The organism is Streptosporangium sp. NPDC001681 (genome assembly GCF_040298085.1).
GTDB lineage: Bacteria > Actinomycetota > Actinomycetes > Streptosporangiales > Streptosporangiaceae > Streptosporangium.
This window is the reverse complement of sequence record NZ_JBEOZN010000125.1, coordinates 15,681-28,248: the sequence shown is the minus strand read 5'-3', so window position 1 is coordinate 28,248 and position 12,568 is coordinate 15,681. Positions and strand designations below refer to the sequence as shown.

General features: G+C 70.4%; 11 protein-coding genes. 7 read left to right on the top strand and 4 right to left on the bottom strand.

The window, feature by feature from the left end; genetic code table 11:
* Positions 1–529 precede the first annotated feature (529 nt).
* The gene (locus ABT130_RS37995) at positions 530–1,114 is read right to left on the bottom strand and encodes a TetR/AcrR family transcriptional regulator (RefSeq protein ID WP_350927596.1); all 585 of its coding nucleotides are present in this window, start codon (positions 1,112–1,114) and stop codon (positions 530–532) included.
* A gap of 284 nt (positions 1,115–1,398) precedes the next feature.
* Between ABT130_RS37995 and ABT130_RS37990 the strand changes: the two genes are divergently transcribed.
* The 3 genes from ABT130_RS37990 (at position 1,399) to gnd (ending at position 6,129) form a co-directional block, all read left to right on the top strand.
* Positions 1,399–2,679, top strand: coding sequence for a glycosyltransferase family 4 protein (locus ABT130_RS37990; protein ID WP_350963994.1), 1,281 nt, complete (start codon positions 1,399–1,401; stop codon positions 2,677–2,679).
* 57 nt (positions 2,680–2,736) lie between these two features.
* A complete protein-coding gene (locus ABT130_RS37985; protein ID WP_350963991.1) occupies positions 2,737–4,377 on the top strand; it encodes a serine/threonine-protein kinase in 1,641 nt (546 codons plus the stop codon).
* 321 nt (positions 4,378–4,698) lie between these two features.
* Positions 4,699–6,129 (top strand): NADP-dependent phosphogluconate dehydrogenase, encoded by a 1,431-nt coding sequence (gene gnd / locus ABT130_RS37980; RefSeq protein ID WP_350927590.1) that lies wholly within the window; start codon positions 4,699–4,701, stop codon positions 6,127–6,129.
* Positions 6,130–6,354: 225 nt separating this feature from the next.
* On the opposite strand, the gene ABT130_RS37975 is transcribed toward gnd, so the two are convergent.
* Entirely contained in the window at positions 6,355–6,516 is a 162-nt protein-coding gene (locus ABT130_RS37975; RefSeq protein ID WP_350963989.1) for a hypothetical protein, read from the bottom strand.
* A 134-nt stretch (positions 6,517–6,650) separates the two neighbouring features.
* Complete coding sequence (locus ABT130_RS37970; RefSeq protein ID WP_350963986.1) at positions 6,651–7,256, bottom strand: TetR family transcriptional regulator; 606 nt, start codon at positions 7,254–7,256, stop codon at positions 6,651–6,653.
* Between the two features lie 74 nt (positions 7,257–7,330).
* Here ABT130_RS37970 and ABT130_RS37965 point away from each other — a divergent pair, with 74 nt between their 5' ends.
* Together ABT130_RS37965 and ABT130_RS37960 are read left to right on the top strand one after the other, a co-directional pair.
* A complete protein-coding gene (locus ABT130_RS37965; RefSeq protein WP_350963983.1) occupies positions 7,331–9,370 on the top strand; it encodes a HelD family protein in 2,040 nt (679 codons plus the stop codon).
* Positions 9,367–9,549, top strand: a complete 183-nt coding sequence (locus ABT130_RS37960) for a hypothetical protein (RefSeq protein ID WP_350963980.1) — start codon at positions 9,367–9,369, stop codon at positions 9,547–9,549. Before ABT130_RS37965 ends, ABT130_RS37960 begins: the two co-directional genes overlap by 4 nt.
* Before the next feature lie 24 nt (positions 9,550–9,573).
* On the opposite strand, the gene ABT130_RS37955 is transcribed toward ABT130_RS37960, so the two are convergent.
* The gene (locus ABT130_RS37955) at positions 9,574–10,122 is read right to left on the bottom strand and encodes a hypothetical protein (protein ID WP_350963977.1); all 549 of its coding nucleotides are present in this window, start codon (positions 10,120–10,122) and stop codon (positions 9,574–9,576) included.
* Positions 10,123–10,597: 475 nt separating this feature from the next.
* Here ABT130_RS37955 and ABT130_RS37950 point away from each other — a divergent pair, with 475 nt between their 5' ends.
* A complete protein-coding gene (locus ABT130_RS37950) occupies positions 10,598–11,374 on the top strand; it encodes a hypothetical protein (protein WP_350963975.1) in 777 nt (258 codons plus the stop codon).
* A 28-nt stretch (positions 11,375–11,402) separates the two neighbouring features.
* On the top strand, positions 11,403–12,530 hold the full coding sequence (locus tag ABT130_RS37945) for a hypothetical protein (protein WP_350927576.1): 1,128 nt from the start codon (positions 11,403–11,405) through the stop codon (positions 12,528–12,530).
* Positions 12,531–12,568: the final 38 nt, after the last annotated feature.

Sequence of the window (12,568 nt, the reverse complement as noted above, 5' to 3'; positions counted from 1 at the left end):
GATGAAAGGGCAGGTTGGACAGGGTTGTGCTTCATGCACTGGCTTTTAACACACTGTTGAGTTCTCAAGAAACGGACGCGTACACCGTCGTCCCGGCCAGTTTCAGCCGGAGAACCAGGGGCGGTTCGTTTTGTTCTGTTCTTTCGTTGTGCCGTTATTCTTTCAGGCCTGCTTTTTCGTGTCAAACCGGCTCGTTTTGAAGCGATTGACTTGATCTTGCGGGTCTTGCTGGAATTCGGCGGCTCCGTTTCCAGAGCAACCCTTCTAACCTACTCGCCCGTCTGATTCATGTCGAATCAGACCCCTTTTGGGGACAAATATCCCCTTGGGGCGAAGATCGTTAGAGAGGTTCCCGAGGCCCCGGCGCCACCGCCGTCTCCCTCGGGTCTGGTGAACTGTACGAACCTCGTCCCGCATCGTCAAATCGACCACGCCGTCTTCCTGCTCGGCTCGGTCCCGCTCTGGCAAGCGCTCCAGAAGACCGGCTTTCACGGTTCGGTGAGCAGCGGGTAACCGGTGACAGGCGACATCAGCGGGAGAGCGTGGCCGACATCGTCGCCACGATGACGCTGACCAGCCCCTCGACGACTTCGGCCCGGTCCACCTCGGGATGCTCCAGCCACCAGTCACCGGTGGCCTGAACCATACCGACGAAGGCGTGACCCAGTACCTGGGCGCGAACCGGATCGGGCACCGCCGTCTCGGCGGCGATCACCGCCCCGAGTTCCTCACCCAGGCTGCGCACGATGGCGGTCATCTGGGAGTGGGTCCGGCTGTCCTCCGCACCGGCCCGGTAGAAGAGGAACCGGTAGAGGTTCAGGTTGGCCGCGATCATCTCCAGATAGGCGTCGATCGTCGCCCGGGCGCGACTGCGCAGGTCGGCCCTGGCCCGGTCGAACTCCGGGCGCAGCAGGCCGACCACGGTGCGGACATGCCGGTTCGCCAGGGCCTGATAGAGCCCGCTCTTGTCACCGAAGTGCCGGTAGAGGATGGGCTTGGTGACCCCCGCCTCGGCGGCGATCGACGCCATGGACGCCTCGGGTCCCTCACGCCGGATCACCCGGTCCGCGGCGTCGAGCAGCGCCCGACGCCGATCCGGATCCCGTCCGCCCACCGATGCTCCCCTCACACGGAGAGGAACAGCATAGGCCGGGAGCCCCAGCCGAAAGCGCCATGAACGCGAACAGCGGCTCCGGTGGAGTAAGGGAGGTAACTCACTTCACGAAGGACGGAAGGGACTGATTCACCGGCGGTCCAGGACCCCTGTGGTCCGTACGACGACCTATCGGGCAGTGAGGTGGATTGTCCGATGTGTGTGCTTTAGCGGAGGTGGCTCCGGGAAGGGGAACGACAGGGAATGCGGGACGGGCGGGGGCTCTCGGCATGTCGGGGAAGAGCGTGAAGACGCGGCGAGCACGGGTGGCTGTCAGGCGGGCGGCGTTCGGGGTGCTGCGGGCGCTCAACGCGAGGCGGGCGAGGCGCGCTCCGGCGCCCGACACGAGAACCGTCCGGATCCTGCTGCAGCACGCGTACGGAATGGGCGGCACCATCAGGACCGTGCTCAACCTGGCGGATCACCTGGCGCGCGAGCGCGATGTGGAGATCGTCAGCGTGGTCCGGACGGCCAGGGAGCCGTTCTTTCCCATCCCGCCGGGCGTGCGGGTGTCGTTCCTGGACGACAGAACCCGGCGGCGAGGCCCGGTGGGGTGGCTGCTGTCGCGTCTGCCGAGCATGCTGATCCCGAGGCAGGAGAACGTCTACCGGGCGGTCTCGCTGCTGACGGACCTGCGCATGGTCCGCTACCTGCGATCCATGCGCACCGGCGTGCTGATCTCCACCCGGCCGGGATTCAACCTGATCACCGCCCTGTTCGCGCCACCGGGCGTCATCACCATCGGCCAGGAGCACGTGGCACTCGACGTGCACTCCCCCGAGGTCGTCCGGCTCATCAAGCGGCGCTACGGCAGGCTGGACGCCTTCGTCACGTTGACGCAGGTGGACCTGGAGCACTACCGCAGAGCTCTGAAGACGCCGCCCGGACGGCTGCTGCGCATCCCGAACGCCGTGACCGCGCTGTCCGGAGGCGTCTCGAAGCTGGACGAGAAAGTCGTGGTCGCCATCGGCAGGATGGTTCACGCCAAGGGCTTCGACCTGCTGGTGAAGGCGTGGAAGCCCGTCACCGCGGCGCACCCCGACTGGGTGTTGCGCCTCTACGGGCGCGGCAGGCCCGAGGCCGAGCGGAAGCTCCGCGCCAGGATCGAGGAGGCCGGGCTGTCGGACACGATGCTGCTCATGGGCAGCTCGTCGGAGATCGGCATGGAGCTGGCCAAATCATCGATCTACGCCGTCAGCTCGCGCTACGAGGGATTCAGCATGACGATCCTGGAGGCGATGAGCAAGGGCGTGCCGGTGGTGAGCTTCGACTGCCCGCACGGCCCCGGCGAGGTCATCGCACACGAGCACAACGGGCTGCTCGTTCCGCCGAAAAAGCCCGCGGCGCTCGCCGAGGCGCTCTGCCGGCTGATCGAGGACCGGGAGCTGCGTGGCAGGCTCGGCGACAACGCGGCGCTGACGGCAGCCGACTACAGCCTCGACGCCATCGGGGCCCGCTGGGACGCGCTTCTGGCGGAGCTCGGTGACGGACATCCCGGCGACCAGAAGCGGCGCCTGCCGGTATAACGCGTGGTTCGTGGGTGAAACTCCGGTAATCTGCCGCTCGTCTTCAGGAGGTGGCAGGTGGCCGGAGCGGGTGCCGTCGCCGTACCGGGCTACGAGGTGTCCGGGGTGCTCGGCCAGGGTGGTTTCGGAATCGTCTACCGGGCCAGGCAGCTGGCGGTGGAGCGTGAGGTCGCGCTCAAGGTGGACAACCGGGTGCTGGTCTCGGAACGGGACCGGCGCCGTTTCATGCGCGAGGTGACCTCGGCGGGCGCCCTCTCCGGCCACCCGCACGTCGCCCATGTCTACGACGCCGGGGTCCTGCCCGACGGACGGCCGTACATGGTCCTGGAGCTGTGCCCTGGCGGGTCGCTGCTGGACCGGATGCGTGCGGAGGGGCGGCTGCCGCCGGCCGAGGTCACCGACATCGGCATCAAGATCGCCGACGCGCTGTCGGCGGCGCACGCCGCCGGAGTGCTGCACCGCGACATCAAGCCTGCCAACATCCTGATCAACCGGTACGGCAATGCGGTGCTCTCCGACTTCGGCCTGGCCACCATGCCCTCGTCGGGCAGCGAGGCATCGGTGACCAGGGAGTCCCTCACCCCTGCCTATGCTCCGCCCGAGGCGTTCGAGCTGACCGAACCCGCCCCCGCGGGCGACGTCTACTCCCTCGCCGCCACGCTGTACGCGCTGCTCTCCGGGCGCCCTCCGCGCTTCCCGGAGAGCGGCGTGGTCAACATCGCGGTCATCATGGCCCTGCACCGCCTGCCCGTCCCCGAGATCCCGGGGGTGCCGCCGGAACTGACCGCCGTGCTCAGGGATGCCATGGCCGCCGACCCCGCGCGGCGCACCCCCTCGGTGGCCGCGCTGCGCGACACCCTCGCGAGCCTGCGCCCGGGGGGTGACACCCCGGCCTCCCCGCCTCATGCCCCGCGGCCCGTCTCCCCTGTCCCTATCCCTGCCCCCTCGCCGCCGTACGCCACAGTGCCGCCGCCGTACAGCACGCCGCCGGTCCAGGGCGGGCCCGGCAGGGAGCCGGTGCGGTCACATCTGACGTCTCCGGGGGTGAGCGGTACCAAACCGCCCGAGCATCCCGCCTCGTCGAACACGCGGGTCTTCGTCGCGGTGGCGGTGGCCTTCGTGATCCTGCTGCTGGCCGGGGCCGGGCTCATGTACATCGAGAATCGCGACCGGACCTCGACCACCTCGCAGCAGTCGGGCCGGCAGGCGCTCCTGGGCGGCGAGAACGCCGGGGACGGCACGACCTCGGCGTCCGGCGCGTCCGCGGCCCTCAAGGTCCCGGAGGTTCCCACGGTCACGGCGGCCTGTCCCGCCTCGGCAGTCGCGGGTGCGGGGGCCGCGTGCGTGGTGAAGCCCGAGTGCTGGGGCGGCCTCGTCTCGATCGCGGGCGACACCACGGCCAAGCGGATCGGCTGCGAGGAGTCACACGTGTGGGAGACGTACGCGATCGCCCCACTTCCGCAGGACTCGCTCACCTACGACCTGGCGGCCCTGGAGAAGCATCCGACGGTGCGGAAGGTGTGCTCGGAGCAGGTCATGTTCGCCTCCATGCACGACACCCGCAGCGATCGGCGGAGCAGGTGGCAGGGCACCGTCCTGCCCCCCTCCCAGGAGCAGTTCCAGGGTGGGGCACGGACCTACCGGTGCCTGGGCGGCCTCATCGGCTTGGAGACCCCGGGAATCCGCTTCGGCCGGTGAGCCCTCTCGGGGTGGGATCCGGTCACCTCGCCCCGCTCCCAGCGGGGCCGGAGCCGCCCGGAAGCGGACGGTCCGCCGGTCGGCACGGCGCCGACACTCTCTTCGCCCCTTTAGTCGAGGCGGGTGCGGACTGGCATTCTTGACGTGAAGAATTGGATGGAAGCGAAATGTGAACGCTCGCTTCACGATCTGCGTACGTCACAAACGGTGATGGTGCACGGACCGGGTTCGCTCATGCTTTCGAGAAACCCACTACGTGGCATCCTGTCGTGTTTTCTTTCCCGGTCGTGAGGACCGAGGTCTCCGAGCTGGAGGTATTTGATGACTCAGGCACAGATCGGTGTGACAGGGCTGGCCGTCATGGGGGCGAACCTCGCCCGTAACCTGGCCAGGCACGGGCATTCGGTAGCGGTGCACAACAGGTCACACCACAGGACCAAGGCACTGGTCGAGGAGCACGGGGACGAGGGGACCTTCGTCCCCTGCGAGACTCCCGAGGAGTTCGTCGCGGCGCTGCAGCGCCCCCGGCGCATTCTGATCATGGTCAAGGCCGGGGCGGCGACCGACGCGGTGATCGAGGAGTTCGCCCCCCTGCTGGAGCCGGGCGACATGCTGGTGGACGGCGGGAACGCGCATTTCCTCGACACGCGCAGGCGCGAGGCCGCGCTGCGCGAGCGCGGCCTGCACTTCGTCGGCGCGGGCATCTCCGGCGGGGAGGAGGGCGCGCTGCTCGGGCCGAGCATCATGCCCGGCGGCTCGAAGGAGTCGTACGAGACGCTGGGGCCGTTGCTGGAGGACATCGCGGCGAAGGTCGACGGCGTGCCCTGCTGCGCGCACATCGGCCCCGACGGCGCCGGGCACTTCGTGAAGATGGTGCACAACGGCATCGAGTACGCCGACATGCAGCTCATCGCCGAGGCGTACGACCTGCTCAGGCAGGGGCTCGGCCGGACCCCGGCGGAGCTCGCGGACATCTTCGCGGAGTGGAACTCAGGTGAGCTGTCCTCGTACCTGATCGAGATCACCGCCGAGGTGCTCCGCCAGGTCGACGCGGCCACCGGCAAGCCGCTCGTCGACGTGATCGCCGACCGGGCGGAGCAGAAGGGCACCGGCCGGTGGACCGTACAGATCGCCCTGGACCTGGGGGTTCCGGTGAGCGGCATCGCCGAGGCGGTGTTCGCCCGCTCCCTGTCCGGCCACGCCGACCTGCGCGCGGCCGCGCGCGGCCTGCCGGGCCCCTCGGGCGTACCGGCCGGCGCCCTCGGCGAGGACTTCGCCGAGGATGTGCGGCGGGCGCTGTACGCCTCGAAGATCGTCGCCTACTCCCAGGGGTTCGACATGATCAGGGCGGGCAGCGCCGAGTACGGCTGGAACGTCGACCCCGGCGTGCTGGCCACGATCTGGCGGGGCGGCTGCATCATCCGCGCCGTCTTCCTGAACCGCATCCGTGAGGCGTACGCGGCGCCGGACAAGCCGGTCACCCTGCTCGCCGCCCCCTATTTCGCCGAAGCGCTGACCCTGGCGCAGGACTCGTGGCGGCGGGTGGTGGCGAAGGCCGCCGAGCTGGGCATCCCGGCACCGGGCTTCTCCACCGCGCTGGCCTACTACGACGGGCTGCGGGCCGAGCGCCTGCCCGCGGCCCTGATCCAGGGCCAGCGTGACTTCTTCGGTGCGCACACCTACCAGCGAGTGGACCGCGAGGGCTCCTTCCATACCCTGTGGTCGGGCGACCGCACCGAGATCGAGAGCTGACATCCTCGGCGGGCGGCGGAAGGTCCCGCCGCCCCTCCCGCGGCGGGCCGTTCAGCCACGGCCGCTGCGGTGCCGGCGCGGTACGGCCTGCGCCGGGTCGCTCTCCCGGCCACCGGGATCCACCTGACACGAACTGGTAGGTACCGCCGCCGCGGGCTCGTCGAACTCGGAGAACCGGGAGGGGGCGAGCCGCGGGGAAGAGCGTGGCTTCCCCGCAGCCGTGTTTCAGGTGGACGCCCGGCCCGTCGGCTGGTCGAGGTCGTCGACCTGGCGGGCGTACAGGCGCGCGTAGGCGCCCCCTTCTGCGAGCGGCTCTCGGTGGCTCCCCTGCTCCACGAGCCTGCCGCGGTACGTGCTCGCGATCCGGCCGGTACGCCTCGTCTTCACCGGTTTTGGACCGCTCTTCTTCGGCATCAGCGGAATCATCTGGTGGCTGCCCACCTTCCTGCAGCGCTTCAACGGCCTGGAGGTCGGAGCGGCCGCGGGCATCGCCGGAGGCTCCGGTCTGCCCGGTGCGGTGTTCAGCCCAGTTTCGGGAGCAGGGCGAACGCGTGGTCGGCGGCGGCGACGGCCGAGAGGTGGGTCCGCTCGGCGGTCTCCCCCTCCACCAGCCTCAGCCAGTTGCGCCGGGCCAGCACCCGCTGAACGGCCAGGACCTGGCCCGCGACGAGTCGTGCGGTGAGCTCGTCGGTGATCTCGGCGAGCGCGGCGGCGAGGGCCTCCTCGTCCGAGGCCATGTAGTGGAGCACCCGGGCCGCGAGACTGGGCGTGGAGAAGACCATCCGGTGGTATTCGAGCACCTCGGGGTGGTCGTTGAGCCCCGTCACGGGATCGCGCCGCTCCAGCCCGGCCAGGAAGTGGCGGCGCAGCGCCTCCAGCGGCGCCTCGCCCGTCCCGCGCTCGCGCACGACCCGGGCGGCCTCGCCCTGATGGTCGGAGATGCGGTGCAGGACAAGGTCCTCCTTGGTCGGGAAGTACTTGAAGAGCGTCGGTTTGGAAACCCCCGCCGCCGCCGCCACCTCGGCGACCGACACCTCGTCGAATCCCCTCTTCAGGAAGAGCGAGATCGCCTCCGCCGAGATCGTCTCGTGGACCTGCCGCCTCTTGCGTTCCCGGAGCCCTGTCACGCGTTCCAACCTAGCAGAAACACAACTCGGTTAATATCTTAACTGAGTTAAGCTTTTTGGAAGATGGAGGCGCGATGACGGATACCGGACTCGACGACGAGCGTGCCTATCTGGCGGAGTGCGAAGCGGCCATCCGCCGGATGGTCGAGGGCGCGCGCCTGAACGTCGTCATCGGCGAGCGGGTTGCGGGCGACCGCTACAGCGCGGAGCGACTGGGCTACGACCTGAGGAGCCTCGCCAAGGAGCTGGAGGAACAGCCGGACGGCCCGCCGTTCTTCGGCCGCCTCGACTTCAGCCCCGGCACCGGTCCGGCCGAGCACCGCGGACAGCGCTACTACATCGGCCGGCGTCACGTCTCCGGTGGCACCGGGCGGGCGCCGATGGTGATCGACTGGCGCGCGCCCGTTTCCACGGTGTTCTACCGGGCGAGCGCCCACGACCCGCGGGGAGTGTCCGTACGACGCCGTTTCGGCTGGTCCCGGGAGCCGGTCGCGCTGACCGGCTTCGAGGACGAGCGTCTCGGAGCCGGTCAGGACCTGGGCGTGGCGAGCCGGATCGTGGCCGCCGAGATCGAGCGCCCCCGCGTCGGGCCGATGCGTGACATCGTGGCCACCATCCAGCCCGAGCAGGACGAGCTGGTCCGCGCCGGGCTTGAGGAGTCGATCTGCGTCCAGGGGGCGCCGGGCACCGGTAAGACCGCCGTGGGCCTGCACCGGGCCGCCTACCTGCTCTACACCCATCGGCAGCGGCTCTCTCGCACGGGCGTGCTGATCCTCGGCCCCAACCGGGCGTTCCTGGGCTACATCGCGGCCGTGCTCCCGGCGCTCGGCGAGGTCGACGTCGAGCAGACGACCGTGGAAGGGCTGCTGGCCAGAGAGCCGCTCAGCGGGGCCGACGGCGAGGAGGCCGCCGCCGTCAAGCACGACGTCCGCATGGCGGAGGTGTTGCGCCAGGCGCTGTACCAGCGGGTGACGGCCCCGGCGGGTCCGATCGCCGTCCCCGACGGCTCCTACCGCTGGCGGGTGGGACAGGAGGAGTTCGGCGCCATCGTGGACGCCGCCCTTCGGGAGGCGACCCCGTACGGCGTGGGCCGCGAGCGCGTGCTCTCACGGGCCGTGGCCGTCCTGCTCCGGCAGGCGGAGGCGCGCGGCCGGAGCACGAGCGCCGCCTGGAGGCGCGAGATGACCAGGGCCCTCAGCGCGCACGTCGACGCGGTGTGGCCCGCCGCCCGGCCGGAGAAGGTGCTCGCGGAACTGCTCGGCGACCCCGCGGTGCTGGCCGGGGCCGCGGACGGGGTCCTCACCCCCGGCGAGCAGTCGGCCATCCTGTGGACCAGGCCGCCGCGCTCGTTCAGGAGCGCCAGGTGGTCGGCGGCCGACGCCGTACTCCTCGACGAGATCTCGGGCCTGCTGGAGCGCCCTCGCGGATACGGTCACGTCATCGTCGACGAGGCGCAGGACCTCTCGCCGATGCAGTGCCGGGCCGTCGCCCGCAGGAGCGAGCACGGCTCGATCACCGTGCTCGGCGACCTGGCGCAGGGCACCACGCGGTGGGCGGCCCGCGGCTGGCACGAGCACCTGACCCACCTGGGCAAGCCGGACGCGAAGCTGACCGCCCTGACCACGGGTTTCCGGGTACCCGCCGCCGTCGTCGCGATCGCCAACCGCCTGCTGGAGGAACTGGCCGTGGACGTGCCCAGGACTCGCTCGTTCCGTACGGACGGCCGTCTCGGGGTCCACCGGACACCCGACCTCGCCGGCACCGCGGTCCGCGCGGTGCGCGACGCGCTCGGCCATGAGGGCTCGATCGCGGTGATCGCCGCCGACGCGGCCCTCGGCGAGCTGGTGACGGCGCTGCGGGCCGAAGGCATCGAGGTCGCCACGCTCGACGACATCGCCTCCGCGGCCCGCGTCACCGCCGTCCCCGCGGCAATGGCCAAGGGTCTCGAATACGACCACGTGGTGGTGGCCGAGCCCGCCGAGATCGCCGAAGCCGAGCCCCGAGGACTCAACCGGCTCTACGTCGTGCTGACCCGGGCCGTCTCGCGACTGGACGTACTGCACACCCGCCCGTTACCCGCCTGGCTCGCGCCACCGGCCGGCGTTCAGGAGTGATCGGGAGCACCCGGCCACCGGGGCGCCGGAACGGCCGCGTCCACATCACCGAGCAGGCCGCCGAAGCCCTTCCCCGCCTGGGGGCGCGCACGGTCGTGGTCGGCACCGCCGTCACGCATCCGGCCGGCATCGCTCGCTGGTTCACGGCCGCCCTCGAAGACGTCCTACCCCCGGACTGAGCGGAGGCGGCCTCCGCCGGGACGCTAGCCGACGGCGGCGAGAATCCTGTCGAAGGCCGGGGTGAGCCTGCCGGCGGTGGCCGCCTCCGCGTTGACCAGATAGACGTTCACCACTCGATCGGCACCTCCCACCAGGCCCTCCACGGTGGAACCGTTCCGGTCGCACACGATCGCACCGTCAGCCGCGGCTGAGTCGCCGACCTTGCCGCCGTACTCGGTGCACGTGTCGATGAAGTCCTTCCTGATCGTGGCCGCATCCGCTCCGGTGGCGACGTCGGCTCGCAGGACCAGCGGATCCGAGCCGTCCTGGGGAGCGTCCGCGGCCGCGTAGAGGCAGGCCGTCACTTTGATCGATTCGGCGGTCTCCAGCGGGTGGTCGTCTTTCCTCTCCTGCAACTCCCAGCTCAGGGATGTGGCCTTGGAAAGGGCTTCCGGAGTGAGCGGGCAGCCGCCCGACGGCTGCGCCTGTCCGTCGGGGGATTCGCCGGACGCGGTCTGTGACCCGCATCCGGCGAGGAACACGCCGGATGCGACGAGAACCAGCGCTCTCGCAGTGAAGAACCGCACGGCCACGGCACCGTCCTTTCGCCTGCCCGCCGGAACAGCCCTAGGCGTTTCAAGGCGGACGTGCCTGGGCCGACCGGGACTTCGCCGGTGAATACGTACGACACGGTGCCTCGGCAATACGATCCGAGTTCGCCGTGGATGAGCAATGCCAGCGTGGCCGCCGGCAACGTACGCGTCAAGGAACGCCGGCGCCACCCGCCTGTCGGGCCGGGAGTGCTGTGCAGGCCGTCCGTGACCGTGGCGCAGTGATTCACCGCGGCGGTGTAACGGTCGCCGCCGGTTTCGTGATGGTGACTCATCTCGGTCTGGACGTCTCGGCTGGCGGGGCGCGCGACACCTGTCAGGTTCTTCACCTCTAGCAGTAGGTTACGCATCAAATGCCCTTTTCATCCCGTTATCGCGATGCGATGAGCTGCTCTTTAATGCTGGAATTCACTGGAATTGAAGGGAGACCAGTGGAACTCCTGTTACGCTCCGGGCCGTGAGTGATTCACTGGACGCGCTGGAACGGCGAATAGCCGACCTCCGCGCCGAAGTGCGACGGGCGGTCAAGGCGAAGGAGAACTCGCTCGCCCGGTCGCTGCGCGGGGAGTTGCGCAGAGCCGAACAGGCATGGGACGCGGCGATAACCTCCGAGGCGCCGACGCCCGCGTGCGAGCCCGAGACCTCGCTGCTGCCCATCAGGGAGCAGGTGCACCAGGCGCTGGCCATGCTGGGCGTGCCGACCTCGGCCAAGCTCATCGTGGCGGTGAACGACGCGTTCTTCTCCCGCGAGCTCCGCAGCTCACAGCTGACCAGCCTGCGCCGAGACGAGGAGCGCTCGTTCCGCGGCGACCCCTACGCCAGGCCGTACTACCTGTGCGCCGCGCTGACCGACCGGCTCTCCCCCGCCCGGGGGCTGCTCGCCGACAGCACCTGGCCGGCCGAGTCGCGGGTGCTGGGACCGCTGAGCCCGCGCGTCGACTTCCTCACCTCGACCATGCGCATCGCCGAGCACCTGGCGCGGCTGGCCGAGCCGCCGGCGGGGGCGGTGCGGCTGTTGTCGCGGATGGCGCAGAACATCCCGGGCGCCGTCGAGGGCTTCGCCCCGGCCGACCCCGCGACCGCGATCCGCGCGGCGCGAGCCGAGCTGGAGGTGCACCGGGCCGCCGACAGCGCGCAGCGGGCCGACCTGGCGGCGCGGGCGACGAGGCAGCTACCGGACGTCGAGCGCCTGTTCGGCGTCACCGCAATGAACACCTTGAGGGGGGCCTGTTGAAGACCAGGCTGGACGGGGGGACCCGCACATGAACAGCCTTCGGGAGAGGGCCTTCCTGAACAGGCTTGACGAGCTGCGCGGGACGATGCCCGCCCGCCCGCACGACGCACGGGCCATCGCGGCGCTGGCCGCCAACCCCGGCTGCGCGCGCCGGGCGGTGATGGACGCCGCGGGCGTGGACAAGGACCGCACGGCCCGGCACGTCGGTTTCCCCGCCCCGTTCGGCCAGTCCCAGTTCGCGATCACCCGCGGGAACGTCTTCGAGTCGCTGGTCAAGGAGAACGGCTGCGCCGAGCTGCTGCGGCTGCTGCGCGAACTGCTCGGCCTGTCCGTCGCCCAGGTCGGCTACCGGGACGTGGAGAGCGTCGGCTCCCACCTGCGCCACTCGCACACCCGGGCGCTGATCGACCGCGCGGCGCGCGAGGACGACGGGACCGCGGTGTTCTACGACCACCCGCTGTTCAGCCTGGAGATCGCCGGGCACACCTCCTACCTCGAACCGGACGTGGTGGCCTTCCAGGTCGGCGGGCGCTTCCACATCGTGGAGATCAAGTCGTTCGGCATGATCGACGGCCAGGCCGAACCTGACAAGGTCGCGGCGGCGGCACGGCAGGCGGCGGTCTACGTCCTGGCGTTGCGCACGCTCATGGCCGACCTCGGACACGACCCGGAGCGCGTCTCCCACGACGTGGTGCTCGTCTGCCCGGAGAACTTCGCCAACCGCCCGACCGCGGCGCTGGTCGACGTGCGCAGGCAACTGTCGGTGCTGGGCCGCCAGCTCACCAGGATGACCAGGGTCGAGTACCTGCTGGAGGGCCTGCCGGACGACCTCACCTTCGACCTGGCCCCCGGCGAGGACGGGGTGCCGACCCGCTCGGCGGACGAGCTGACCCAGGCGCTGCTTCAGGTACCCGCCCGCTACGCGCCCGACTGCCTGTCCACCTGCGACATGTGCATGTTCTGCCGTCACGAGGCCCGCGCCTGCGGATCCACCGACCTGCTCGGGCGTCAGATCCGCGACCAGCTGGGCGGCGTCTCCGGCATGCACGAAGCGCTCGGCCTGGCCGAGGGCACCCGCGAGGTGGCCGAGGGCCAGGAGGAGATCGCCCGCCTGCTCCGGCTGGCGGACCGGCTGCGCGAGGAGTCGCTGCGGTGAGGATCGTCGAGGCCACCGGGCCGGTCGCGCCGGGGGTC